Genomic DNA, 26,711 nt, shown 5'->3' with positions numbered 1-26,711 from the left:
CCCCCCCGGCACTACCCCCACACAGCCATTCCGTCGTGGCGTTTCAGGAGCGCCGCTTTGGTAATGCCGGCCGCTGGCCGGCAACCCCGGTCTGCTCGAACAGCCCGGCCACCCAGTCGATGAACACCCGCAAGCGTGGCGACGGCGTGCGGTTGCGCGGGTAGACCAGGCTCAACGGGCTCGGCGTCGGCGGCATCTCGGGCAACAGCTCGACCAGCTGCCCGCGCGCGATGTACGGGTCCATCCGGTAACGCGGCGCCTGGATGATACCGAGGCCCGCCAGCGCGGCACCAAGGAACGCGTCCGCACCGGACACTCGCACCCGCGCCGGCAGCGGCACGTAGCGCACCTGCCCGCCCTGCTGGAACTCCAGCGGAATCAGCTGGCCGGTGGCGCTGGATCGGTAGCCGACCGTCTGGTGGCCGTCCTGCAGCGATTCGATGGTATCGGGCAGGCCGTGTGCCTGCGCATAGCCCGGCGAGGCGACCGTGACCTCGCGCAGCATCGTCAACCGGCGCGCCGCAAGATCGCTGTCGGCCAGCGTCCCCACCCGCAACGCCGCATCCACGCCTTCGCGCAGCAGGTCGACATAGCGGTCGCCTTCGCTGACCTCCAGTTCGATTTCCGGGTAGCGCTGCAGGAACACCGGAAGGTGCGGGAACAGCAGGTGCCGGCCCAGCGTGCCATGCACTTCGATACGCAGCGGGCCGCGCGGCGGCGCGTCACGGAACGCGGCCTCGGCATCGTCCATGTCGGCGATCAGGCGCAGGCAACGGCCATAGAAGGCCTCGCCTTCCAGCGTCGGCACCACCAGCCGCGTGGTCCGGTGCAGCAGGCGCACGCCCAGCCGCTGTTCGAGCGCCTTGATCGCGTCGGTCACCGTGGCCCGCGGCAGGCCCAGGTCCTCGGAGGCCCGGGTGAAGCTGCGACGCTCGACGATACGGACGAAGGCGCGCATGGCCGTGAAGCGGTCCATTATTCGGTTGTCCGGATGATGTTGACGGATTATGCAGGATTATCCGAAAAGACAATGTCGCGAAGATGGCCCTGCGCCACTCCGGCGTGCCCTGCTGGAACCCACCATGACCCTCTCCCCCGCCCGCTCTGTCGCCCTGGTCACCGGCGGTTCCCGTGGCATCGGCGCGGCCATCTCCCGCCGCCTGGCCGCCGATGGCCACGCGGTCGCCATCAACTATGCGGGGCGCCGCGACGACGCCGAAGCCTTGGCGGCCGAACTCAACGCGGCCGGTGCGCAGGCCATCGCGTTGCAGGCCGATGTGGCCGATTCACAGGCGGTCAACCAGCTGTTCGACGCCATCGAGGCCGGTTTCGGCGGCATCGACGTGGTGGTCAACAGCGCCGGCGTATTGCAGCTGGCGCCGCTGGCCGGCACCGACGACGCGCTGTTCGAGCGGGTGATCGGCATCAACCTCAGGGGCGCCTTCAACGTGCTGCGCGAAAGCGCGCGACGGGTGCGCGATGGTGGCCGGCTGATCACCGTGTCCACCAGCGTGGTCGGTATCAAGCTGGAGCACTACAGCGTGTATGCGGCCAGCAAGGCAGCGGTGGAGACGATGGGCGCGATCCTCAGCAAGGAGCTGCGTGGGCGCAACATCACCGTGAACGCAGTTGCTCCCGGCCCGACCGCCACCGATCTGTTCCTGGACGGCAAATCACCGGAACTGATCGAGCGGCTGGCGAAGATGAACCCCCTGGAGCGGCTGGGTACGCCGGAGGACATCGCCGGTGCGGTTGCGTTCCTGGCAGGCACCGATGGCGGGTGGATCAATGGCCAGGTGCTGCGCGCCAACGGCGGGATGGTGTAGATCGCGCGGCCGGCTTCCACGCATGGCGTGGATCGCATCTGCGCATGTCGCGGGGGTAGAGCCGAGCCCATGCTCGGCTGCTCTCCGCGCAAAGGCCAGAAGCAGCCGAGCATGGCTCGGCTCTACATTGTGGTCAGCCGGTCCGGGCCTCGCGGCGCCGGTGTACCCAGTAATACAGCGTGGGCAGTACCAGCAGGGTCAGCAGCATCGCCGACAGCAGGCCGCCGATCACCACCACCGCCAGCGGCTTCTGGGTCTCTGCACCGATCGCATGCGAGGTCGCCATCGGCAGCAGGCCGAACATCGCCAGCAGTGCGGTCATCAGCACGGTACGCAGGCGCTGCAGCGAACCCTGTACCACCGACTGCAGCAGGTCCATGCCCTGCTCGCGCAGCTGCGCGAAGCGACTGAGCATGACCACCCCGTTCAGCACCGCTTGCCCGAACAATGCAATGAAACCGATCGCCGCCGACACCGACAGCGGGATGCCGGTCAACCACAGGGCGAGGATGCCGCCGATCATCGCCAGTGGCACGTTGGCCAGGATCAGCGCGGCACTGCTGATGTCCTTGAAGGCATCGAACAGCAGTACGAAGATGATCAGCACCGACAGCGGGATCACCCAGCCCAGCCGCTTCATTGCACGTTGCTGGTTCTCGAACTCGCCGGACCATTCCAGCCGGTAGCCTTCCGGCAGCTGCACGCTGGCATCCACCCGCGTGCGCATGTCGGCCACCACGCTGCCCATGTCGCGGCCGGCGATGAAGATGCTCACCGCCTTGACCCGTTGTGCGTTCTCGCGCGAGATGTTGATCGCGCCGCTGGCCATGCGGAAATCAGCCACGTCGGACAATGTCACCGTGTGGCCGTCGCCGATGCCGACCGGCACCGTGCGCAGCCGTTGCAGGTCCCGGTCGGCGTCGTCCAGGCGCAGCGTGATCGGGAACTTGCGGTCGCCCTCCCACAGCTCGCCGACCTGGCGCCCGCCCAGCGCAGTCTCGATCACCTCGTCGATGTCGCGCACGTTCAGGCCATAGCGTGCGGCACGGTCACGGTCGATCTCGATCTGCAGCTGCGGCAACGACCCGTCGCGGTCGATGAAGGCGCTCTCCACCCCCTCCACGCCACGTACCTGGCCCAGAATCGCCTGTGCCTGCTGGTTCAGCACGTCAAGATCCGAGCCACTGACCTTGATCACCACCTGGCCCTTGATCTGCGAGATGCTCTCCAGGATGTTGTCGCGCACCGGCTGCGAGATCGAGAACTCCGGCCCCGGAATGCGCTGCTCCAGCGTGCGCTGCAGGTCGCTCACCAGCTGTCGCTTGTCCACACCCTTCGGCCACTCCTTCTCCGGCTTCAACGCCACCAGCGCCTCGATCTGGTTTGCGCCCTTGGCGTCGGAGCCGTCTTCCGGGCGCCCCAGCTTGGCCACCACGGTCGATACCTGCGGGAAAGTGCCGACCAGCTCACGGATGCGCCGCGACTGCTGTTGCGCCTCAGCCAGGCTGGTGCTGGGATCCAACGTGGCGGTCAACCAGATCGATCCTTCGTCCAGCTCGGGCAGGAACTCCGACCCCAGGCGGGTGCCCAGTGCCAGCGTGCCGACCAGCAGCGCAACCGCGGTCAGCACCACCGCACGCGGGCGAGCCAGTGCGCGCTCCAGGATCGGCCGGTACCAGCCGGTCAGGCGGTCCATCAGCGGATTGCCGTCGCGCATGCGGTCGCGCCGCAGCCACCAGTAGCAGAACAACGGCACCACGGTCAGCGCCAGGATCAGCGCGCCGATCAATGCCGAGGTCACCGAGTACGCCATCGGCGCGAACATGCGGCCTTCCTGGCGCTGCAGGGTGAAGATCGGGATATGCGCGGCGATGATGATCAGCATCGAGAAGAACGTCGGTCGACCCACTTCCGATGCGGCTGACAGAATGGTGGAGAACCGCGTCTTCCGATCGGCGGTGGGGGGCAACTTCGACAACCGCGAGACGATGTGCTCGGTCACGATCACCGCGCCATCGATGATGATGCCGAAATCCATCGCGCCCAACGACAGCAGGTTGGCCGGTACGCCCCACAGATGCAGGCCAAGGAAGGTCGACAGCAGGGCCAGAGGCATCATCGCCGCCACGATCAGCGCGGCCCGGGCGTTGTACAGGAACAGCCACAGCACCAGGAACACGAGCACTGCGCCTTCCAGCAGGTTGCGGAAGACCGTCTTCAGCGTGGTCGTGACCAGCCACGAGCGGTCGTAGAACGGCTCGATGCTGACGCCGGCCGGCAACTGGTTGGCCTCGATCTCGGCGATGCGCGCATGCAGGGCGTCGAGCACGTCGGACGGGTTCTCGCCCTTGCGCATCAGCACCATGCCGAACACTGCATCGTCGTTGTCGTCCTGGCCGACCAGGCCCTGGCGGGGCAGGCCGCTGTCGGCAATGCCGGCCAGGTCGCGCACCAGGATCGGCGTGCCCCCGCGATGCGCCACCACCACGTTGCCGATGTCGGCCGGCGAACGCATCAGACCTACGCCACGGATCAGGAACTGTTGCTGGCCGCGTTCGACGTAACCGCCACCCGCATTCGAGCTGCCCTTCTCCAACGCCTCGGCGAACTCACCCAGGCTGATGCCGCGGTCGCGGAGCTTGTCCAGGTCCGGCTTGACCTGGAAGGTGCGCGCGAAGCCGCCGAAGCTGATCACATCGGCCACGCCCGGCACGGTGCGCAGGCTGCGCTCCATCGTCCATTCCTGCACGGTGCGCAGCTGGGTCGGCGTCATGTGCGGGCCTTTCAACACATAACGGTAGATCTCACCTACCGCCGAACTCATCGCCTCCAGATCCGGCGATACCCCTTCCGGCAGCTCCACGCCCTGCAGGCGTTCCAGCACCTGCTGCCGTGCGAAGTAGTCATCGGCCTTGTCGTCGAAGGTCAGGATGATCATCGACAGGCCGAACTGCGTATGCGAGAACACCCGCACCGAATGCGGGATGCCGGACAACGCTACTTCCAGTGGCATCGTCACCTCGCGCTCGACCTCTTCGGCGGCACGGCCCGGGTGCAGCGACACCACCGTCACCTGGGTGTCGGACACATCCGGGAAGGCTTCAACCGGCAGCACGCGGAACGCGGCAATGCCAGCGCCGATGAACAGCAACAGTGCGAGCATCACCATCAGCGGCTGGCGCAGGCAGTAGGCAATCAGGCGATCGATCATGGGGCGGCGTGCCCCGTGCCGATGCTGGCGGTGGCGGGCGCGCTGTCCGCCAGCTGCTGCAGCAGCAGGCCGCCCTCGACCACCACCCTGGCGCCTGCGGCCAGACCCTCACGCACCCACAGGCGGCCGTCGCCCAGTTCCTCGGCATGCACGGCGTGACGCACGAAGCGACCCTTGCCCTCCTCCACGAACACCACCTGCTTGCCCTCGATCAACAACACGGCCGCATCCGGCAGCGAGACACCGCCCTCGGCCGGCAACGCCACCTGGGCGCGCACGTACTGCCCCGCCTTGAAGCTGCGTGCGCGGTTGTCCAGCTCGGCGCGCGCCTGCACCACGCGGCGTTCGCTGTCGACGAAATCATCCACGTGCTGCAGGGTCGCCTGCAGCGGCTGTCCATCGGCGTCGGGCACGGTCACCTGCATGCCCGCCTGCAAGCGTCCAGCGAGGCTCTCGGGAACATCCAGCAGCAGCCACAAGCGGTCCGGATCGCCAATCACCGCCAACGGCTGCTCGCTGTCGGGGCTGACTGCCATGCCCGGGCTCATCCGCCGCTCCACCAGCACGCCATCGATCGGCGCGCGCAGCGGCAGACGCTGGTCGACGTGCTGGCCATTGCCATACGCCCTGGCGAAGGCGGTTGCACGCGCATGATCGGCCTGGCTGCCGGCGAAACTGGCCTCGGCCTCGTCCAGTTCGCGGCCCGACGCCACACCCGCCGCATGCAACTCGCGGGTGCGCTCCAGCTCCTTTCGCGCCTGCTGCAGCTCGGCACGGCCACGCACGCCGTCGGCCTGGGCCTGGCCGAATTCGGGCGAGGTGATCCAGGCGATCACCTGACCCGCCTTCACTTTCTGCCCCGGTTGTGCCTCCATGCGCGCCACCTGCCCCGCCAGCGGCGTGCGCAGCGCGCTGGAGCGCGTCTCGTCCCAGACCACCCGGCCCGGCAGCTGGAGGCTGGCGCTGGCTCCGGCGGTCACCGCCTCGCTGCGCAGCACGTCCAGCTGGCGGCTACCGGCCGGAAACTGGATCTGGCCAGCACTGACCTTCGGCGCGTCCCCGGTATACGACGCCGGTTCGCGGCCGCAGCCGCCCAGCAGGGCCAGCGCCAGCAAGGCCGGCAGCACGGCGTGTCGCGACTGCGGGCGACAAGCGACGGTGAATTTCATCGAGACTCTCCTTCAGCAACGGATGTGGCCGCTTCCCAGCGCGCCAGGGCAATGGCATGGTCGGCTCGCGCTTCAATCAACGCAGCCTCGAACTCGCGCCAGCTGCGGCGCGCATCCAGCAGATCGGTCAGGCTGGCGGCGCCGCGCCGGTACGCCAGTTCGATGCCCCGCACCGCCTTGCGTGCGGCGTCGGACTGCAGTCCTTCGTAGTCACTTCGACGCTGCGCGGCGGACTGCGCGCTGGCTTGCAACCGGTCCAGTTCGGCATGCGCTTCACGCTGCAGCACCTGCAGCTCCAGCGCGGCATTGTCGCGGTCGGCCTCGGCACGCTGGATCGCGCCGCGTGCACGGGACGGCCCCCCCAGCGGAACGGTCAGCGACACGCCCCAGGTGACACCGCTTATGTCGGTGGGCTCGCGTTCTGCCTCCATGCCCAACTGGATGTCGCGGTGGCGCTCGCTGCGCGCCAATGCCACACCGGCGTCGGCGGCTGCCAGGCGCGAACGGGCCGCGCGCAGATCGGCACGCTGCTGCGGATCGAACGCGCGCGCATCGGCCCTGCCCGCGGGGTCTGGCCACGGATCATCGGCGCTGAGGTCATGACTGTCGTCGCGGCCGAGCAGCAGGCCCAGCGCATGCCGCGCATCGCGCAGATCCAGCGCCGCCTCGCGCGCCGCGTCGGCTACCGCCAAGTCGTCCACCGCCAGCCGCGCGCGGTCCACCGGCGCCATCGCCCCGGTGGCAACCTGCTTGTCCGCCGCCGCCATCTGTTCGGCCGAACTCTGGCGGTTGGCATCGGCAATCTGCGCCCGCTCCTGGGCGCCCTTCAGGCCAAAATAGGTTTCGTGCAACGCCACTTGCTGGCGGCGCCGCGCATCGAGCATCTCCAGCCCCGCCACTTCCAGCAGTGCATCGGCCTGGCGGATACGCAACGCACGCTTGCCACCGCGCTCCCAGGTCAAGCCCAGGCCCAGCGTGCTGTCCACCCGCTTGTCCTGCCAGCGTCCGGGGCCGATGCCGTGCTTGGGGCTGATCTTGCTAGTGCCGATCGACAACTCGGTTGCCGGGCGCAATGCCGCCGTCTGCGCATCACCCTGCACACCGCGCAGCGCCAGTGCCGCCGCACGCAGGTCCGGGTTGTGTGCTTCCATTGCGCGCTGTGCTTCCTGCAGGGACAGCGCCGATGCTGCGGGTGCGCACAGGAGGGCGGCCAGTACGGCCGCAAGACGAGGGGAGAAATTCATGCACGTCACGGTAAGGTGACGCACTTGCGCCAAACTTGCCCCAACCTTGCACGAAGCTTGCAATGCGAATCCTGCTGATCGAAGACGACGCCGCTCTGGCCGATGGACTGATCCGCGCCCTGCAGGGTGCCGGCCATCTGTGCGACCACCTTTCGCGCGGGCTGCACGCACCCGCTGCACTGGCCAGCGCACCGTATGACGTGATGGTGCTCGACCTTTCATTGCCCGACGTGGATGGCCTGGACCTGCTGTCCCGTCTGCGCAACGACGGCACCACCCTGCCGGTGCTGATCCTGACCGCACGCGATGGCGTGGAAGACCGCATCCTCGGTCTCGACCGCGGTGGCGACGACTACCTGGCCAAGCCATTCGCACTCGGCGAGCTGGAAGCGCGTCTGCGGGCGCTGTCCCGGCGTCGCAGTGATGCACCCGCGCAGAAACGCATGGGCCGGTTGTGCTTCGACAGCATCCGCAATGAAGTGCAGGTGGACGGGCAGCGTATCGAACTGACGGCGCGCGAATTGTCGCTGGTCGATGCACTGCTGCAGCATCCCGGCCGAACGGTTACCAAGCAGCGTCTGTTCGACGCGCTGTACAGTTGGGATCACGAGGCCAACCTGTCGGTGATCGAAGTGCATGTCAGCCGCCTGCGCCGCAAACTGGAACAGGCGCGCGCCGGCGTCGGCATCCGCATGCTGCGTGGGCTTGGATACCGGTTGGAGGCCGTGGGTGACTGAGCGCGTGCACAGCCTGCGTGGCCTGCTGCTGCGGCGCCTGTGGCTGCCGCTGCTGGTACTGCTGCTGTGCAGCGCAGTGGGTTCATTCGCCTTGGCGCGCTTCTATGCCGGCCAGGTCTACGACCGCTGGCTGCTGGATTCGGCAATGTCGTTGTCCGAGCTGGTGACGGTGCAGGATGGTCGCGCCTCAATCGAAATCACCCCGGCAGTCTCGCGCATGTTCACCTGGGACACCGCCGACGAAGTGCATGGCGAGGTGGTCGACGCTGCAGGCGGGCGCCTGTATGGCGACCTGCCCGAGGCGTTGCCGCGCCCGGCGAGCGCTGCCGCCGATGAAGACCCGGTCTACTACGATGCGCGACTGCGTGGGCAGCCTGTGCGCATGGTTGAGGTGGTGGTCAGCGCCGGGCCGGGCCATGACATCCGGCTGCGCGTGGCCGAGACACTGCGCAAGCGCCACCGGCTGGAGCGCAAGCTGCTGCTGACCAGCGTTCCGTTCCAGGCCGCGATCCTGGCACTGGCGGCGTGGCTGGCGTGGTCCGGCACAGGCGCTGCCGCACGCCATGCCAACCTGGTCGCACGGCGCTTGGCCAGCCCCCGCCCAGACCCGCTGGCGCCGCTGGATCCTACACAAGAGGCGCCGCGCGAGCTGTGGCCGGCAGTGGAGGCATACAACGCACTACTGCAGCGACTGGACGCCATGCAGGCCGCGCAACGCCGCTTTGTCAGCAATGCCGCGCATCAGCTGCGCACGCCGCTGGCGGCAATGCAGGTGGAGCTGGAGAGTTCATTGCGCCAGCACGATCCGCAGGCCCAGCAACTGGCGTTGTCCGGTACGCTGGCCGGGCTGGCGCGGCTGCAGCACCTGGTCAACCAGCTACTGATGCTCAGCCGATCGGAAGATCCGCATGGCAGTGCACTGCCACTGCAGCCGGTGGACCTGGCTGCGTTGGCACGCGGCGTGGTGGAGCGCTACGCCGACCGTTCGTTGGAGGTCGGCATAGACCTGGGCTACGAGGGGCCCGACGACGGCGTGTCGATACAGGGCGATCCGCAGCTGCTGCGCGAAGCGTTGGGCAATCTGCTGGACAACGCGCTGCGCTACGGTGCCTCGCGCGGGGTGATCACCCTCGGCGTTCGGCAGGAGGTCGAAGACGTATTGGTGTGGGTGGACGATAACGGCGCCGGCATTGCCGAAGCCGAGCGCTCGCGCGTCACGGAACGCTTCTACCGGGCCAGCAGCGAGGGCGATGGCTGCGGCCTGGGACTGGCGATCGTGGCCGAGATCGCGCAGCGGCATGGCGCGACCCTGATGATTGATACCGCCCCGATCGGCGGCGCGCGGGTGGGGTTGCGGTTCCGTTGACCTTTGTCGAATTGCCCTTGTAGAGCCGAGCCCATGCTCGGCTCAGGCACCGTGCCAAAAGCAGCCGAGCATGGGCTCGGCTCTACAGGTTCCAGGTCAGCCGTGAAACGTGCGCATCACCGGCTCATCGAGTACGGCGCCTGCGCGCCCTGCCCCGGCCAATCCTTGTTCGGCTCGGCCTGCATGGTGAAACGCAGCTCGCCACCGGCCAGGATCTCGTCATGGCGCAGGAAGGTGCGCTGCAGCGGCTTGCCGTTGAGGCTCACGCTGCCAACGTACGTGTGCTTGTCATCCAGGCCCTCGGCCACGATGGTGAACGTCTTGCCGTTCGGCAGGCGCATCGCGGTCTTCGGCAGGAACGGGCGGCCGAGGATGTACTCGCCCGAGCCCGGCGCTACCGGGTAGAAGCCCAGCGCGGTGAACACATACCACGCCGACATCTGGCCAACGTCATCATTGCCGGCCAGGCCATCAGGCCGATCGGCATACTGGGTGTCCATGATCTGCTTCAGGCGCGCCTGGGTGCGCCACGGCTGGCCGGCGTACGAGTACAGGTAGGCCACATGGTGACTGGGTTCGTTGCCATGCGCATACCAGCCGATCAGGCCGGTGATGTCTTCCATGTGCTCGAAGACGGACGGATCCACCTTGGCGTTGAACACCTCGTCCAGGCGCGCGAGCAGCTTGTCACTGCCACCGTGCGCTGCCGCCAGGCCGGCGACGTCCTGCGGCACGTACCACGAATACTGCCAGGCGTTGCCCTCGGTGTAGTCGGTGCCATAGCCGCTGGCGCTGGGGTCGAACGGAGTGCGGAAGCTGCCATCGCGCTTGCGTGCGCGCATGAAGCCGGTGTCCTTGTCGAAGGCGTTGCGCCAGTTGCCGGCACGCTTGTCGAAGGCCGCCGCGATATCGCCCTTGCCCATCGCCTGCGCCATGCGTGCGATGGTCCAATCATCGAAGGCGTATTCCAGCGTCTTGCTGGCCGCTTCACCTTCCTCGTCGATCGGCACATAGCCCAGCTCGCGGTACTGCGCGATGCCGTCATAGGGGCCGTAGTTGGCGGTCTCGACCATCGCCTTCAATGCCTTGTCGGCGTCGAAACCGCGGATGCCCTTCACGTAGGCGTCGGCAATCACCGGCACGGCGTGGTAGCCGATCATGCACCAGTCTTCCAGGCCATGGAACGACCACACCGGCAGCATGCCGTAGGGGCTGTGCTCATGGTGTGCCAGCATGGAATTGACGAAATCGCTGTTGCGCTTCTCAGGCTGCACCAGGGTCAGCAACGGATGCAGCGCGCGGTAGGTGTCCCACAGCGAGAACGTGGAATAGTTCGTGAAGCCATCAGCCTTGTGCACGGCATTGTCCGAGCCGCGGTACTGGCCATCGGCATCCATGAAGAGCGTCGGTCCCAGCATCGTGTGGTACAGCGCGGTATAGGCGCTTCGCCGCGCGTGTTCCGGTGCATCGATATCGAGCACCGACAGCGCCTGCGTCCATTCCTGTTTTGCCTGCGCACGCACACGGTCGAAATCGAAGTCGGCCACTTCCGCGTCGAGGTTGGCAATGGCGCCGGCCTCGCTGACGGGTGAGATTGCGACCTTGACCACCAGCGGTGCGTCCAGCTTGCCGAATGCGAAGGTACCCACCAGCTGCCGACCTTCGATCTGTGCGCGCTGTGACGCATCCTTCTCGCCCGGGGGCGGGAAACCCTTGTAGACGACATCCTGCTCGGTGTTGTGCAGCTCATGCCCGGCCAGCGGGCGCGAGAAACGCATCGCAAAGTACAGCTGGCGGCCCGGCGCCCAACCGCGGGTTTCGCGGAAGCCGGTCACCGTGCCGTCGGCACGCACCCGTAACCGCGACCACAGCACCTTGCCCGGGTAGTCGTACATGCTGGTGCGCATGTCCAGCAGCACCTTGGCGTCGGCGCCCTTCGGGAAGGCGTAGCGATGCACGCCCACGCGCGTACTGGTGGTCAGCTCGGCGCGCACCTTGTAGTCGTCCAGGGTGACCGCGTAATAGCCCGGCTCGGCCTTCTCGTCAGCGTGGCGGAACCGTGAGGCATAACCGCTGCGCGGCTTCTCCGGATCGCCCCGCTCCAGGCCCGGATTGCCGGTGAACGGCATCAGCAGGATGTCGCCCAGATCGGAATGGCCGGTGCCGGAGAAATGCGTGTGCGAGAAACCGACGATGCTGCTGTCGTCGTAGCGGTAGCCGGCCGCCCAACCGTAGGCTTTCTCGCGCGGCTGGATGCGCGTATCCGGGCTCAGCTGGACCATGCCGAACGGCACCGTTGCACCCGGATAGGTGTGGCCTTCCCCACCGGTGCCGATGAACGGGTCGACCGAGGCATAGGCCTTGTCGGCGGCGGTCTTGGCCGGGGCAGCCGCAGCCAGGCCGGAGACGAACATCGCCGTGGCGGCGACAGCGATCAGGAGACGACGGTCCAGCGTGGGCATCGGCATTTGGATCGATTCAGGTGGTGGTCAGATCCTAGCACCGGGGTGAAGCGCTGGCATGCTGCGGTGCGATTGAGTGACATCAGGGACACCGGCTGGCAACCGCGTCCGGCCACGGCGGGCCCTTCTTCCCGTTGCGCGAAAGATCGCCCGCGGCACCCCGCTCTTTGCAACAAATTGCATGGTGCATGCGGCCTCTGCGTTCAACACTCTATCGGCTCGAGCAGCGCCACTCGCGCATCGGCTGGGGCACGCCCCCCGTTCAAGAAGACCAACACCATGGCAATCCGCCCGATGCCGGTATTTCCGCGCGCACGAACGCTGCCCATTGCACTGATGGCCGCACTCGTCGTTCCTTCACCCCACGCGCTGGCCGGCGCCGTTTCGGGGCCGGATGCAAGCCATGTTGTCCAGCCCGGTGACCGAGCCGAGGACTGGTTCATCACCGATGGCGCGCTGCTCACGTTGTCAGCCCAATCCCGAACCCTGATCGCATTCGTAACCGACTCCCGTCTGGAGGCAACCGATGCCCACATCAATGAAGTGACCGCCACGCGAGGACATGTCAACGTTCGTGGTGGAACATTGGGCACTCTCGGCAGAGGCACGGTAGCTGCGCGTTTTCGCTACAGCGTGGGCGATCTGGAAGATCTCGACATCATCGCAACGGGCACGGGCATCGAGGCGCTGCGTAGTGGTACCGAGGTCCATGTCAGCCATTCCACGGTGACTGCAAATCAAGTTGGCGTGGACGCCAGTGACAACGCAGAGGTCTTTCTCCAGGACGTGCGAGTAGAGGCAACCAACCGCTTCGCCAGTACCGGGGTGAAGCTGATGGACAGCAAAGCCTGGATCACCGACAGCCACATCCAGGCCGGCGGTGTCGCGATGACCATGACCGACAGCAGCGCCGATATCACCAACAGCACCCTCAGTGGCCGCACACTTGGGCTGCAGATCATCGACAATGCGCCTACCGCGCAGGCGCACGTGGAGCGAGCATCCATTCTCGCGACGGATGGCACCGCAGTGGCGCTGTCCGGGACCGCAAGTCTGACACTCCGTGACAGCCACCTGAGTGGCGAGGGCTCCAACGGCATCGGCCTGCGGCTACAGGGCGGCAGTTCGCTGGCCGCATACGGCGGTCATATCCAAGGAACCCTTTCGGCGCTGCGCGTGGATTCAGATCTTCAAGGCAGCCGCATCCTGCTGGAGGCTGTCCAGGTAAAGGCAAGCGCAGGGGATGCGATCCTGGTGACCCCTGCTGCCTCGGCGATCATTCCAATCGAATTGCGCGGCGGTACTACAGTGAGCGCAGGCAGCGGCACCCTCCTGCGGGCACAGGCTGGCGCCCGGGTGGAACTGCTGGTATCTGCCTCTCATCTGGAGGGCAACCTGGTGGGCCACTCAAGCGCCGCGCTGGATTTCACCCTGCGTGATGGCGCTACGTTGATCGGGCAGATCGACCAGGCGCGGGCAGTTGCTGTACACGATGCGCGGTGGCAACTGACTGCCAACAGCCACATCGATAGCCTGCGGCTCGACCAGGGTGGCCTGATAGCGCTTGGACAGGCGGATGCATTCCACGTCTTGAACATCCTCGGCGATTTCACCGGCAGCGGTGGCACGATTGTCCTCAATACCGTGCTGGCCGGCGACAACGCAGCCACTGACAAGCTGATCATCGGCGGCGATACCAGCGGCACCGCCCATGTACGCGTCAACAATGTGGGCGGTGCCGGTGCGCAGACCGTCCAAGGCATTGAGCTGATCCAGGTGGGCGGCGCGTCGAACGGCAAGTTCACCCTGGCTGGCCGTGCCGTGGGCGGGCAGTACGACTATTTCCTGCACAAGGGAGCGGCTGGCGATGGCAGCTGGTACCTGCGCTCACAGCTACCGCCTACACCCGATCCGTGCGACGTAGATCCGAGCAGCTGCACGCCTCCGGTGGATCCGATTGATCCGGTCGATCCAATTGATCCGGTGGATCCGGTTGGTCCGGTTGATCCGGTCGATCCAATCGCCCCTACGCCCGTGCTGCGCCCTGAACCCGGCGCCTATCTGGCCAACCTGCAGGCCGCGCAGACGATGTTCCGTCTCGGCTACCACGAGCGCGAGGCTGGCCAGAATGGTGGCCGTGCGTGGGCACGCGTGGAGGGTTCGCGCAATGGTTTCGAGGCGGTCAGCCGTCAGCTGGTCATCCGCGGCAACAGCCAGGCACTGACCGTGGGCGCCGATGTGTGGCGTCACGATACCGGCAGCGGCGTGGGCGTGACGCTGTCCAGCGGCAATTCCAGCAGCACCTCCACCAACACGCTTACCGGCTACTACGCCCGTGGCAAGTTGAAGGGTAAGGCGCTGGGCGTGTACGGCACCTGGCGCGGCGGCAGTGGCGCCGACCCGTATGCGGGCTTCTACGTGGACGGCTCGCTGCAGCGCGCGCAGTTCCGCAATCGCGTGGAAGGTATCGGCCTGGCTGACGAGCGCTATGGCACCCGCACATGGCAGGGCGCCGTTGAAGCCGGCTACGCCTACCGTGTGGATGGTGCCGGCAATGCTGGCATCTTCTTGGAGCCGCAGCTGCAGCTGGGCTACAGCCGTTGGGACACTCACCACCACACCGAAGCCAACGGTACGGTGGTGACCGTCGAAGATGCCGACGGCCTGTTCGGCCGCGCTGGCCTGCGCCTGTCCGGCGTGACGCGCTGGGGCAATGGAGCCACCGAAGTGCAACCGTACATCGCGGCCCACTGGCTGCGCACCCGCGCCGAATCGCAGATCCGCATGGACGACGAGGTGGTGGACGCACGTATTCCGCGCAGCCGTGGCGAGCTCAGTGCCGGTGCGTCGCTGACGTTCGGCAACGGTGTGGTTGCCTGGGGCGGGCTGTCGCTGCAGAAGGCCAGTGGCTTCCACCAGACCAGTGCGCAGGTGGGTGTGAGTTACAGCTGGTAAGACCGCTTCTCGCCTTTTTGGGCACTCAAGCGTGTAGAACCGAGCCACGCTCGGCTTCGGTATGCTCCGGCACTACGGGAACTGCCGGATTGAGCCGAGCGTGGGCTCGGCGCTACGGGAGGCTGTCAATCCGGCAGCGCGCTCTGCAGCGTTGCAAGATCTGCCGCATCCACCGGCCGCACCACGCGCGCCACTTCCGTACCATCACGCAACAGGATCACGGTGGGCCACAGCTTCACCTGGAACGAGCGGCCCAGCGGCTTGCCCTTGCCGTCTTCAATCTTCCAGTGCGGCAAATCATGTGCCTCGATGAAGGGCTGCAGTGCCGGTTGCGCAGCCTGGCAATGGCCGCACCACGGTGCGCCGAATTCCAGCAACAGCCAACCGGCCTGCGCGTCCACCTTCGCGCGGGCCGGCTCGGCTGCCACATGGTCACGCATGAACGGCATGCCGGTTACGCCTGCAGCGTGCGCTGGATGTCTTCCAGCGGCGCGTTGGTAAGATCCTTGGCGATGTCGGCCAGCAAGCGCGCCTGCGTCTCCTTATGCAGCAACGGACGGATGCGGCCCAACGTGGTGGGATCGGCAATCAGCACCAGATGCGCATAACGGTTGTTGAGCGCGTCTTCATTGAGCTGCTCGGCCACCTGCTTGGCGAAGGTCGCCTCGTTGAGCTGCGAGATCGACATGTCCTTGGGCACCGCACCGGATGGCCCCTGACCGGACACACCCTGTTCGCTGATGTCCTGCAGGCGCAGCTCGCCTTCCTGTTTCAGGGTGAGCTTGTGCTCGTTGCCGACGTTGGTGAACACGCGGGCCGAGCCACCATCGGCGACGATAACCAAGGTGCCTTCGGGAATGCGACGGGTCATGCGTTACTCCTTGCGTTGGTTCGTGACCACCGTAAAAGCCATGGCGTGAGCGAAGCGAGCACAACATGTTCATTCGATGTGCGTGGGTCATGTGCATGAACAGGCAACATGGAACGCTGCGTTTGTACTGACGCGAATCTCGGCACGCTCACACTGTAACCGTTATCATGAACGCATGATCGACACGACCCACTGCACGTCAGCATCTGTTGCTGGCCTGCGGGAAGCACTGCCGACCGGCGCTTCGCTTTCCATCATTGCCTCTCCCTCGCCTTTCCATCGCCTCGCGCTGGATCCAGGCGGATGACGCCTGCGGGCCCTGCCCCGCCTGTTCCCTGCGCCTGCCCCACCCGCGCGTGCGCTGACACGTAATCGGACCCATCCGTTCGTCCTGCATGTCGCTCTGCGTTCTGGCAGCGGGCAATGCGTGTTGCGTGCGCGGCGTTTCATCGCACACGCCTTTCGCCCCCTTCCGGGTCTTCCATCCGATGCCCCTGCGCCAGCTGCGCCAGCTGCGCCAGCATCGCCGTTTCCGAATTCCGGGACATTCGTACCGCCCATTCCAACGCCATGTCCATTCTTCCAAGGGAGTCCCCATGCAGGACAACTCCGATGCCCATGCCCATTTCGGCTGGTTCAAACGCCGCCGCCATCTGAAGGTCGACGAGATCACCGTCGTCGACAAGCCCATGCTCAAGCGTGCCGTCGGTGCCGCTGCACTGGGCAATGCGATGGAGTGGTTCGACTTCGGTGTCTACGGCTACCTGGCCGTCACCATCGGCCAGGTGTTCTTCCCGTCCAGCAACCCCACCGCACAGGTGATCGCCGCGTTCGCGACCTTCACCGTGGCGTTCCTGGTGCGCCCGCTGGGTGGCCTGGTGTTCGGCCCGCTCGGCGACCGCTACGGGCGCCAGAAAGTGCTAGCGTTCACCATGATCCTGATGGCGCTGGGCACGTTCTCGATCGGCCTGATTCCCTCCTATGAGCGCACCGGCATCTGGGCGCCGGTGCTGTTGCTGCTGGCGCGCGTGGTGCAGGGCTTCTCCACCGGTGGCGAGTACGGCGGCGCGGCAACCTTCATCGCCGAGTATTCCACCGACCGCAACCGCGGCCTGATGGGCAGCTGGCTGGAGTTCGGCACGCTGGGCGGCTACATCGCCGGCGCGGGCACGGTCACCGCACTGCACATGCTGTTGAGCAACGCGCAGATGCTGGACTGGGGCTGGCGCATTCCGTTCCTGGTGGCCGGCCCACTCGGCCTGCTCGGCCTGTACATGCGCATGAAACTGGAAGAGACGCCGGCGTTCCGCGCCTTTGCCGAGGAAGCCGAGAAACGCGAGCATGATCGCCCCGGGCTGGGTGCACTGTTCCAGGTACACGGCCGCCAGCTGCTGGTGTGCATGGGCCTGGTGCTGGTGTTCAACGTCACCGATTACATGCTGCTGACCTACATGCCCAGCTACCTCAGCGTCACCATGGGCTACGCCGAGAGCAAGGGCCTGCTGCTGATCATCATCGTGATGCTGGTGATGATGCCGCTGAACATCGTCGGCGGGTTGTTCAGTGACAAACTGGGGCGCCGCCCGATGATCATCGGTGCCTGCATCGCGCTGCTGGTGCTGGCGGTGCCTTGCCTGCTGCTGGTCGGCAGCGGCAACGACTGGATGATCTTTCTGGGCCTGATGCTGCTGGGCCTGGCACTGGTGTGCTTCACCAGTTCGATGCCGTCCACGCTGCCGGCACTGTTCTACACACCGGTGCGCTACAGCGCGCTGTCGATCGCCTTCAATGTGTCGGTGTCGCTGTTCGGTGGCACCACGCCGCTGGTGACCGCATGGCTGGTGGAACGTACCGGCGATCCGCTGGTGCCGGCCTACTACCTGATGGGCGCGGCGGTGATCGGCCTGGTGACCATGCTGTTCGTGAAGGAGACCGCGGGCCTGCCGCTGCGCGGTTCACCGCCGGCGGTCGGCAGCGACAGGGAAGCCGCGGCGTTGTTGAAGAGCGATGTCCCCGTGACGGTGGACCCGATCTTGCCGCCGCTGCCGGACTTTGCGGAGCCCGAGCAGGTGAAGCCGGCCTGAGGCCGGGTGGAACCAGCGCTGTGGAGCCGAGCCCGCGCTCGGCTGCCTTTCGGGGACCAGCCGAGCATGGGCTCGGCTCTACACCCGTGCGCCCTCAATCACGCGCGGTGTCCAACGCCATCGCACGCATTACGATGGGTTTGGCCCAGTCCGGCGTATGCAGCAGCTCGGCCACCGACACCGGGTACTGCAGCTGGCCATGCGCCATCGCCAGCACCGGCAGCGGCTCGACGCAGCCGTCGGCGTCGGCGGGAGCGCTGTTGTCGTAGACATGCAGCTCGGCCAGGTGTGGCAGCAGGTCCAGCAGGTTCTCGCGCGCCGAATCGAAGCGGGCGCGGATCTTCTCCACTGGAATGTCATGGCCGCCGGCGGCCACACGCCCTGCAACGCGGGCAATATGCAGCTCCACCGTGGCCAGGCCGCAGAACCAGATCGCAACGTGATGGTGTTCGCAGGCCTCGCGCAGCAGGCGCGGGATGGTATTGCCGCCCAGCGTGGTCTCGAAGGCGAAATCCGTGCCATCGGCCATTGCCTGGCGCAGACGGCGAGTGCCTTCCTGCCAGGCCTCGGCATTCGCATCGGGCAGCGGCCAACCGGCCTCCACCAGGCGGCGGGTGAACGAATCGGGGTTGAACCAGCCCAGGCCTTCGGCTTCCAGCCAGGTTCCCAGCAACGAACTCTTGCCGGCGCCGTTGACGCCGGCCAGCACCAAGATCCGCCCCATCGGTCAGAGCGGACGGCCGAGGGTGACCTTGCGGCCGCGCCGAATCGGCTGGCCCAGCACTTTGCCCAGCCCCTCACCGCGCTGCAGGCCAGCCAGAGTCTGGTCGAATTCGCTGCGCAGGCGCAGCAGTTCTTCACTGCGCTCACCGGCATCGCTGCCGGCGGCCTTGGCCAACAGCTCCTGGTAGGTGCGGATGTCCACGATCACCGCTTCGGGGTGGTTGTGGTTGGTGATGACCAGCGCCTGCTTCTCACGCACGGTACGCATCAGGCTCGGCCAGCCCCTCGTCTTCACAGACGAGGCCGGGGCCTTTTCGAGGCCAGGCAGATCCAGCGGCAGGGTCATGGCACGGCTCCAGGCAGAAGTGGATAATGGCCACTATACCCAATTTGGCCAAATTGGATATAAATGCCGTTTCACGCGCCGGAGCCGGTCTGTGGCGCATCGGTCTGCAGCAGGCTGTCACGCTCGCGCAGTGGGAAGCGGATCCAGGCATCCAGCCCCTGCGGATCGAAGTGCAGTTCACCACTGCCGGCCAGCTCATAGGGCACGCGCTGCTCGATCAGCGCACGGCCCAGGCCGCGCTGGCGCGGCAGCTCCCAGTCTTCCACGGCGGCATGGCGTTCACACCAGTGCAGGCCCAGCCATGGCTGTCCGTCCTGCACCTGCAGGTGCCAGGACACGTCGATCCGGCCATCCTCATGGGTCAGCGCACCATGCCGCAGGGCGTTGGTCGCCAATTCGTGGATCGCCAGGGACAGCACTTCGGCCGCCTTCGGTGGCAGCAGCACATCCTCGCCCTGCAGGCGATAGGCGGCGGTGACCGGCGTCTGCGCTGCGATCTCCTCATTGAGCATGCCACGCAGGCAGACCCCGGCGTTGGCGCCACGGGTAAGCAGGCTCTGCGTGCGCGCCAGCGACATCAATCGTCCGCACAACCGTTCAGCGTAATCATCCACACTGCTGACCGACTCACGGGTCCGCCAGGCAATGGCATGGATGGTCGACATGATGTTGCGCACCCGGTGCTGCAGTTCGGCCAGCAGCACCGATTGGCGCTCGGTGGCACGCTTGAGATCGTCGATGTCCACAGCGATGGCGAATACGCCCGTCACCTCCCCGTCTGCATCGCGCAGCGGCGCGGCGGCCACACGGGTCCAACGCGCGCGCCCGTCGTCATGCTTGAACTGGAACTCCAGCCCGGGCACTACCGTCTCACCACGCAAGGCCCTGGCTATGGCGAAATCCCTGGGTTCGATGCGCGAGCCGTCGGGGTGCCATCCCTGCCAGCGGTGGTGGTTGGGCAGATCCGTGGAGGGCACCTTGCCGGTGGGAAGGTAGGTGCGCATCTGGTCGTTGGAGAGCTGCAGGCACCCCTCGGCATCGACGATGCAGACGCCCACCGGCAGTACCTTGAAGGCCAATGCCAGGCGGCGGTCCGCCTCCCGCCGCTTCTGCTCTTCGCGTTCGCGGGCCGACTGGGCCACATGCGCCGCCGTCGTCTCGAACATGGTAACCAGCACGCCGCTGACGCGCCCCTCCTCGCCACGGATGGGGCTGTAGGTAATGGTGAACCACACATCCTCCAACCGCCCGCGGCGCGCGAGGGGATAGAGTTTGTCCTCGTAAGTGATGGTTTCGCCCTGCCAGACGCGCTGGTAGATCGGCCCGTTGATATGCCACACCTCGGGCCAGCATTCACGGGTCGGCTGGCCGAGTCCGCCGGGATGCTTGTCGGCCAGGATCTCGGCATAGCCATCGTTGTAGAGCTGCACCAGCTGCTCGCCCCACAGCACGATCATCGGGAAACCATGGGCCAGCATCAGGTCGACGGTGGCGCGCAGGTGTGGCGGCCACCGCTCATACGCTCCCAGCGGCGTGGATGACCAGTCATGGCGGGCGATGCGCGCAGCCATGCCATCGTGGCGCCCGTGCGGGTGCGCCGCAGGTGGCATGCCGCCACGAAGCTCGGTGGCGCGGATGCCTTCAGGACGGCGCGACATGCCGCGCGATCAGGCGATGCCCGCAGAGACCTGCGGCGTCGCCACCAGCCCGGCCAGCTGCTGCACCAGGGCTTCAATGTGATACGGCTTGGTACAGCGCGGCGCGCTGGCGAAGCGGCTTGGCAGGTTGTCGTCGTAGCCGGAGGTCAGCAGGAACGGGGTGCCGGCCTCGGCCAGGCGGTCGGCCAATGGATAGACCTGTTCGCCGCCCAGATTGATGTCCAGCAACGCCACATCGATGGGATGGGTATCGACCAACCGCCCCAGCGCCTGCAGGTCGCCAGCAGGGCCCACTACCTGCGCGCCCTTCAGCTCGAGGTAATCGACCAGGAACATCGCGATGGCGAATTCATCCTCTGCCACCAGTACGCGCAGCCCCTTCAAGCCCTCCGTCTTGTTGCCCACTTCCAGCACGCCCTACGCTCCTCGATGCACGCGACCTGCCTGCGGTCGCAACGCGGTCAGAATGCGCGATCCGGCCTGCAAGAACGCGTGACGATCGATGAAGGCCCTGGGTGGGCGGCCGTACCCCGGCCGCCCGACCACATCAGCTGGCCATCAGGTCAGAGCGCGCGTTCCCACTTGAGACTGAGCAGGCTGCGATCGTGGCTGTACAGCCAGCCGACGTTGCTGTCGATGCGCGCGTAGCGCAGGCTCAGGCTGGGTACCAGTCCCACCACGGCCAGGCGCTCGCTGCGGACGATGGCGATCAGGTTCTGTTCGTCGTCCTGCCTGCGCGCCTCCAGCAACGGACTCCAGGCGTCGTAGTCGCGATGGCGCAGCGACACGAACACGGTGGCGGTGGTGCCCGTCCACTGGCGCGCCGCCCCCAGGCGCAGGCCATGCTGGCGGTAACCGTTGGCCGGGTCGGCGGCGCTGCTGTCGGTGGCATCCAGCCCTGCGAAGACCGTCCAGCGCGGGTTGAGCGCGCGGAACCAGGTGGCATACGCCGATGCCAGCTCGCCGTCGTAGTTGCTGGCCAGGCCCTGCTGGCGATAGTGCTGGCGCTTCCAGTCGGCCTCCAGCTTGAGCAGGCTGCGCGCGTCCAGGGCGTACTGCCATTCCGCGTGCACGCCACTGCCGCCCTGCAGCGCGTGATTGCCCAGGCCCTGGTAGTCATGGCTGGGGGCGAGCAGCACGGTCTGCCGCGCACTGCGCCAGCTGTAACCCGCCTGTACGTTGGCATTGAGCTCGTTGTACGCACTGTGCCCGCGCCATGTCTGACCAAAGGCGAGACCGCGCACGTACAGCCCATGATGCCCGCTGAGCACCCAGCGCCGTTCCAGGCTGGCGTCGTAGTCAAGACCCGCCGCGCGCTGGGTGTCGGGCAGCTTCCGTTCGATGATGCAGGCGTCGCCCACGCCGAACAGGCAGGTGCGGCTGGCCGAGCTGCGGTTGATGTTGTCACTCCATGCCGGGCCGGCGGACAGCGCGCCTTTCCAGCGCTGGCGCGCCTGCAGGGCACCCAGGTAGCCGTCCACGCGCGCGCGGACGCCGGCCGTGGCCGGATCATCGGCATTGATGCCTGCAGCGATGGCCGTGAACAGCGCGACCGCATCGCGATCGCGCTGGTCTTCTGCATAGACACGCGCCAGCTCGAGGCGGGCCGGCAGAAAATCCGGCTGCGCAGCCAGCAGGGCTTCGTACTCCTTCGCCGCGCGACGATGGTTGCCGGCCACCCGTGCCAGCGCTCCCTGCGCATGGTGGCGCAGCAGGGGATCATGCCCCGGCAGTTCGATGTACTCGTCGAGAAACGCAGCGGCGGCCTGCCATTGCTGATGCTGCAGAGACAGGTAGAGAGCCTGGCCGAGATCATCGACGGTGCGCTCCACGCGCAGCGTCTGGCCGTCGATGGTGATGGTCGGCCGAACCGACTCGGCCTGCTGCAGGCGCTGCTGGTCCTGCTGCTGGTGGCGCAGCTCAGTGCCCTGTTCAAGCACGCGTCGAAGATCGTCCTGCTGGGCGCGCACCTCGGTGGCAGCCAACAGCAGTACGACAAGGAAGATGGAATGGCGCATGGTCGATCCGTGGTGGTGCATGCAGCGGGCCGAAGCAGGGACTGGCGGATCGCGGCTTGTCCCTGCCCTGCCCCGTCAGGGGCGTGGCGATCAGTTCTTGCTGCCGCCGAAGGCGGTGTCGTACTGGCTGTTGCCGGTGAACGTGGCGATACCGGCCAGGGTGGCGGCGTTGGCGCCGAAGAACTGGCCCTGGGTGGAGCCGGCAACGCTGCCGTTGGCGGTGGCGGTACCCGCGAACGAGGCGTTGGCGCTGTTGATGTTGGCGTTGACGTTGATCGCCAGGCCACCACCGGTCAGGCCGCCGAGCAGCTTGCCGCTGCCGAAGTCCGCACGGAAGGTGCCCGACAGCAGGTTGCTGCCGTTGAACTTGTTCAGGCCCGCGACGCTGTAGGTGGCCACACCGGCCGGCAACGTGGTACCGGCACGGTCACCGACGAAGTAGACCTGGCGGTTGTTGAAGCCACCCGCGGCGCCATCCTTGGACCACTCACCGAACCACACATCGCCGCTGCCGACCTTGACGAAGTTGAAGTGGCCCATGCCGGCATGGCTGCCTGGTGCGCCGGTGATCGGCATGGCGAGCGTGCGCACCGCGGTGCCATTGACAGTGGTGGTGCCCGAGTACAGGCTCAGGCCCTGGAAATCGACGGGCTTGGCGTTGGAGACGGTGCCGACGCCGATACCGGCCTTGCCTGCCTGGTGCGGGCCACCGTTGACCTGCGATTCGCCGACGGCGACGTACAGCTCGGCATTGGTTACCGGGCTGGCCGCACCGACGATGTCAGCGGCATGCGCGGCGCCGGCCAGGGCAAAGGTGGCAGCAACAGCGAGCACCGAACGGGAGATCATCTTCATGGTATTGCTCCTTGGGTTGTGGGAACTACGGGTACAACGCTTGAAAGCGGAAGGTCAGAAGCGCGCGGTGATGCCGAGCTTGAGGGTGCGGCCCGGCGCCGGCAGCGTGGAGCGCGTGGCCGGGTCGACGTAGTAGCGGTTGCCGAGGTTGCTGCCCACCAGCTCGACGCTGGCGTGCTCGTTGAAGCGCCAGCGCGCGTATGCATCGACGGTGGTGATGTTGCCCCAGGTGAACGGCACGTTCTGCCACAGCATGCTGCTGCCACCGGCCAGCAACCGGTCGCGGTAGGCCTGTAGATCGGGGTTTTCGTGGCGCTGGTAGTGCACGATGCGGCTGCCCAGTTCCAACCGCTCATCGAACAGGCGCGTACCGAGCGACAGGTTCACCGACAACTTCGGAATCGCCTGGGTCAGCAGGTAGCCACTGACGAAACCGTCCTGCACGCAGTTCGGCACCAGGCCACGGTTGGCATCCAGCAGCACGGCCGTGCTTTCGTCGCACACCTCGTTTTCGAGGATGCGGCTGATGCCCAGATCGGTGAAGAACCGCCGGTTGTCGAAGCGTGCCTGCAGCTCGATGCCGCGGATGGTCTGCTTGTCGATATTGTCGAACAGGAAGGAGGCGTCGCGCTCGATCACGTTGCGGGTCTTGTGCACGTAGTAGGCCAGCTTGACGTCGGCATCGGCGGTGTTGCCGAACAGGCCCGACAGGTTGTGCACGTAGCCCAGCTCGTAGTTGTAGGCATGCTCGGGCTTGAGCGTGTACAGCGGGTTGAGGCTGCTGGAGAAAGCGATGGTGCTTTCGAACATGCTGGGGAAGCGCACTGCTTCGCTGTAGCGCAGGTAGACGCGCGCAGCCTTGGACAGGTTCACCGTGGCCGAGAAAGTGGGCAACCACGCGTGATCGCGGCGGCGGCCATTGCGCCCGTCCACCGGCCGCGACTGCATGGTGTTGCCGATGTTGCAGACCAGGTCGCTGCCGGGGTAGACCGGCAGCACACCGGGTATGGCCGCCACCCGGCCGTTGAGACAGGGGTTGGTCGCACGGGCATAGTTGCCGTTGGCATCGGGCAACCACGGAAGCCGATGTTCCACCGCCTGCGGCGTCTCGTAGTACGCCAGCAGGCCATGCAGTGCATCGTCAACCACCGAACCCATGCCGATGCTGTCCCAGAACTCGCGTTCGGCCTCCAGTGCGTCGATCTCCGCCTGCAGGCTGGCCGGCCGCTCGGGCAGTTCATTCGTCCGGTAGGTCGCCTCCTTGCTGCCCACGCCCTTGGTCAGCAGCTCCGGATGCGCCTGCAGGAAATCGTCGAAGGCCCAGTAGCGGCTGTAGCGCACCCCTGCATTGAGGGTGAGGAAGTCGACCGGCCGCCACTCCAGGGTGAGGTAGCCTTCACCCTCCTGGCGGCGCCCGGCACGCGGGAACATGCGCCAGCCATCGGTGATGCCGAAGTACGGGTCACGCGAGCCGATCTTTTCGTATTGCCAGTTGCCACCCACGGTCAGGTCGAGGGTGGAATGCAGCGCGAAGCGGTTGCTCAGGGTCAGGCCGGTGCGGTCGTTGCGCGCATTGGCCAACGCGGTGTTGCGCAGGATCGGGCTGGCGTCCGGGTTCCATGCCGGGTTGCCTGGCGCGAAGTTCGGGAAGCCGCCTGCGGTGTAGGTATCGCTGTCCGTCTCGGTGCGCCACAGGTTGGCGTAGAGGTTCAGCCAACGGCTGCCGGCCGGCTGGAAGCGGTACTCCAGGTTCCAGGCATCGGACGCAACCCGGCTGAGCGGCCACTGGATGCGCCCATAGTCCGGCGCGGACAGGATGCGCGACGGCATGATCTCGCCGTAGTGCGACAGCGTGCGCCGCCAGGTCGCCTTCAACTGCTGGTCATCGTTGATCTGCCAGCTGCCCTTGACCAGCCAGGATTCCTGTTCGCTGGAAGTATTGGGTACTTCATCGCCTGGCTTGAAGTAGCGCGCCAGCGTGGTGATGTAGTCGATGCCCTGGTACTCGAACTGCTCGCGCCGGTCCTGGTCGTAGTAGGCGCTACCGTTGGACCCGGAGAAGTAGTTGCCGCGCTTGCGCCAGGCATAGGCGGCCATCAGGTCGACGTTGTTGCCACGCACGCCCAGCGCCAGGCGCCAGGCCTGGTCCTCGCCATCGAAGGGGGTGTTGCCACTACGCGATTTCACCGGCACCACCAGGGTGCGGTCGTCATAGGGCGAGTTCGGCGAGCCCTGCGGGAACCCCGGCACGGTGCGGTAATCCTCGCCGGTGTGCAGCCGCGGCAGGCGCGGCGCCACCGCATTGCTGCTGCCTTCGATCTTCAGCTCCCCGCCGAAGCGCTCACCCGCTTCCACGATGTCATCGACATCAATGGTCTTGATCACCAGCGCGCCACCGATCCCGCTGTGCACATCACGCACCAGCCCTGGCCCCTTGATGACCTGGATGCCACCCATCAGGTTGGGATCGATGTAATTGCGGTTGCTGACGCCGTTGTAGCCGCGCCAGACCGTGAGCGCCTGCTCACCACCGTCGATGCTGACCGGCACCCGCCCCGGCCCCTGGATGCCGCGGATGTTGATGTCCAGCGCGCCGCTGTTGCGCGCATCGCCACTGAACACACCGACCAGATCCTTGACCACGTCGGCCGGATTGGAGCCACGGTAGCGCTCCACCCGGTCGCGCCCTGAATACGCCGTCGTCAGGTCCAGCGCGAACACATCATCGTAGCCGCGCCGATCACGCGCCTCGCCCCCTTCCGACTGCAGGCGACCGGCCACGTCCAGTGTTTCGGTCACCCGTACCCCTTCCCCTTCACCCGCCTCCGCTGCGGCCCGCAGGCTCCAGGTGCCGTCCATGCCGCGCTGTGCGCGCACGCCACTCCCGCGCAACAGCTGCTGCAGCGCCTGCATCTGGCTGTACTCGCCGTTCACTGCACTGGAACGGCGGCCCTCCACCAGGTCACTGCGGAACACCACCTGCACATCGGCCTGGCGGCCAAAGGCACGCACGGCGTCGGCCAGGGGCTGTTCCGGAATCGTGTACTGGCGCGACGGCGCGACGACCGCCGGTTGCGCCTGCACACCCGGCGCCCAGGCCAGCGGCAGCAATGCAGTCGAGATGGCCAGGGCCAGGGCGGTGACGCGACGATGACAGGCGGATGCCGTGGACGGCATGGACAGGAA

The 26,711-nt window shown here is 66.6% G+C and carries 19 protein-coding genes; 5 read left to right on the top strand and 14 right to left on the bottom strand.

Annotation, left to right across the window (positions count from 1 at the left end):
• Positions 1–43: 43 nt before the first annotated feature.
• Positions 44–976: a LysR family transcriptional regulator gene (locus tag R1H25_RS08525; protein ID WP_317223351.1), complete on the bottom strand. Its 933-nt coding sequence runs from the start codon at positions 974–976 to the stop codon at positions 44–46.
• A 106-nt stretch (positions 977–1,082) separates the two neighbouring features.
• On the opposite strand from R1H25_RS08525, the gene R1H25_RS08520 reads away from it, so the two are divergent.
• The gene (locus tag R1H25_RS08520) at positions 1,083–1,826 is read left to right on the top strand and encodes an SDR family oxidoreductase (protein ID WP_317223350.1); all 744 of its coding nucleotides are present in this window, start codon (positions 1,083–1,085) and stop codon (positions 1,824–1,826) included.
• A gap of 133 nt (positions 1,827–1,959) precedes the next feature.
• Here the strand turns inward: R1H25_RS08520 and R1H25_RS08515 are convergent, their stop codons facing one another.
• The 3 genes from R1H25_RS08515 to R1H25_RS08505 are packed head-to-tail and all read right to left on the bottom strand — an operon-like array spanning position 1,960 to position 7,450.
• Positions 1,960–5,037: a CusA/CzcA family heavy metal efflux RND transporter gene (locus tag R1H25_RS08515; RefSeq protein ID WP_317223349.1), complete on the bottom strand. Its 3,078-nt coding sequence runs from the start codon at positions 5,035–5,037 to the stop codon at positions 1,960–1,962.
• Positions 5,034–6,206 (bottom strand): efflux RND transporter periplasmic adaptor subunit, encoded by a 1,173-nt coding sequence (locus tag R1H25_RS08510; protein ID WP_317223348.1) that lies wholly within the window; start codon positions 6,204–6,206, stop codon positions 5,034–5,036. Before R1H25_RS08510 ends, R1H25_RS08515 begins: the two co-directional genes overlap by 4 nt.
• Positions 6,203–7,450, bottom strand: coding sequence for a TolC family protein (locus R1H25_RS08505; RefSeq protein WP_317223347.1), 1,248 nt, complete (start codon positions 7,448–7,450; stop codon positions 6,203–6,205). The genes R1H25_RS08510 and R1H25_RS08505 overlap by 4 nt, the downstream gene beginning before the upstream one ends.
• Before the next feature lie 62 nt (positions 7,451–7,512).
• On the opposite strand from R1H25_RS08505, the gene R1H25_RS08500 reads away from it, so the two are divergent.
• Together R1H25_RS08500 and R1H25_RS08495 are read left to right on the top strand one after the other, a co-directional pair.
• A complete protein-coding gene (locus R1H25_RS08500) occupies positions 7,513–8,187 on the top strand; it encodes a response regulator (protein ID WP_317223346.1) in 675 nt (224 codons plus the stop codon).
• Entirely contained in the window at positions 8,180–9,553 is a 1,374-nt protein-coding gene (locus tag R1H25_RS08495; protein ID WP_317223345.1) for a sensor histidine kinase, read from the top strand. Before R1H25_RS08500 ends, R1H25_RS08495 begins: the two co-directional genes overlap by 8 nt.
• Before the next feature lie 116 nt (positions 9,554–9,669).
• Here the strand turns inward: R1H25_RS08495 and R1H25_RS08490 are convergent, their stop codons facing one another.
• Complete coding sequence (locus R1H25_RS08490; protein ID WP_317223344.1) at positions 9,670–12,021, bottom strand: GH92 family glycosyl hydrolase; 2,352 nt, start codon at positions 12,019–12,021, stop codon at positions 9,670–9,672.
• A 627-nt stretch (positions 12,022–12,648) separates the two neighbouring features.
• Between R1H25_RS08490 and R1H25_RS08485 the strand changes: the two genes are divergently transcribed.
• Positions 12,649–14,970: an autotransporter outer membrane beta-barrel domain-containing protein gene (locus R1H25_RS08485; RefSeq protein ID WP_317223343.1), complete on the top strand. Its 2,322-nt coding sequence runs from the start codon at positions 12,649–12,651 to the stop codon at positions 14,968–14,970.
• Positions 14,971–15,095: 125 nt separating this feature from the next.
• Here the strand turns inward: R1H25_RS08485 and R1H25_RS08480 are convergent, their stop codons facing one another.
• A complete protein-coding gene (locus tag R1H25_RS08480) occupies positions 15,096–15,419 on the bottom strand; it encodes a thioredoxin family protein (RefSeq protein WP_317223342.1) in 324 nt (107 codons plus the stop codon).
• Between the two features lie 5 nt (positions 15,420–15,424).
• Positions 15,425–15,841 (bottom strand): host attachment protein, encoded by a 417-nt coding sequence (locus tag R1H25_RS08475; protein WP_025874400.1) that lies wholly within the window; start codon positions 15,839–15,841, stop codon positions 15,425–15,427.
• Positions 15,842–16,437: 596 nt separating this feature from the next.
• On the opposite strand from R1H25_RS08475, the gene proP reads away from it, so the two are divergent.
• On the top strand, positions 16,438–17,925 hold the full coding sequence (proP, locus tag R1H25_RS08470; RefSeq protein WP_317223341.1) for a glycine betaine/L-proline transporter ProP: 1,488 nt from the start codon (positions 16,438–16,440) through the stop codon (positions 17,923–17,925).
• A 94-nt stretch (positions 17,926–18,019) separates the two neighbouring features.
• Here the strand turns inward: proP and R1H25_RS08465 are convergent, their stop codons facing one another.
• The 7 genes from R1H25_RS08465 to R1H25_RS08435 all read right to left on the bottom strand — a co-directional run bounded on the left by R1H25_RS08465 (position 18,020) and on the right by R1H25_RS08435 (position 26,702).
• The gene (locus R1H25_RS08465) at positions 18,020–18,649 is read right to left on the bottom strand and encodes an AAA family ATPase (protein ID WP_317223340.1); all 630 of its coding nucleotides are present in this window, start codon (positions 18,647–18,649) and stop codon (positions 18,020–18,022) included.
• A 3-nt stretch (positions 18,650–18,652) separates the two neighbouring features.
• Entirely contained in the window at positions 18,653–18,994 is a 342-nt protein-coding gene (locus R1H25_RS08460) for a type II toxin-antitoxin system prevent-host-death family antitoxin (RefSeq protein WP_049448040.1), read from the bottom strand.
• A gap of 71 nt (positions 18,995–19,065) precedes the next feature.
• Positions 19,066–20,652, bottom strand: a complete 1,587-nt coding sequence (locus R1H25_RS08455) for a PAS domain-containing protein (protein ID WP_317223339.1) — start codon at positions 20,650–20,652, stop codon at positions 19,066–19,068.
• A 9-nt stretch (positions 20,653–20,661) separates the two neighbouring features.
• Positions 20,662–21,066, bottom strand: coding sequence for a response regulator (locus R1H25_RS08450; RefSeq protein WP_057501565.1), 405 nt, complete (start codon positions 21,064–21,066; stop codon positions 20,662–20,664).
• Between the two features lie 149 nt (positions 21,067–21,215).
• Entirely contained in the window at positions 21,216–22,670 is a 1,455-nt protein-coding gene (locus R1H25_RS08445; protein ID WP_317223338.1) for a porin family protein, read from the bottom strand.
• A gap of 90 nt (positions 22,671–22,760) precedes the next feature.
• Complete coding sequence (locus R1H25_RS08440) at positions 22,761–23,525, bottom strand: Slam-dependent surface lipoprotein (RefSeq protein ID WP_057501563.1); 765 nt, start codon at positions 23,523–23,525, stop codon at positions 22,761–22,763.
• A gap of 54 nt (positions 23,526–23,579) precedes the next feature.
• Entirely contained in the window at positions 23,580–26,702 is a 3,123-nt protein-coding gene (locus R1H25_RS08435; protein ID WP_317223337.1) for a TonB-dependent receptor domain-containing protein, read from the bottom strand.
• Between the last annotated feature and the right edge of the window lie 9 nt (positions 26,703–26,711).

It is taken from the genome of Stenotrophomonas veracruzanensis (assembly GCF_032911525.1).
Taxonomy (GTDB): domain Bacteria; phylum Pseudomonadota; class Gammaproteobacteria; order Xanthomonadales; family Xanthomonadaceae; genus Stenotrophomonas; species Stenotrophomonas africana.
Note: the sequence above shows the minus strand (reverse complement) of the source record. Positions and strands in the feature narration are given on the sequence as shown.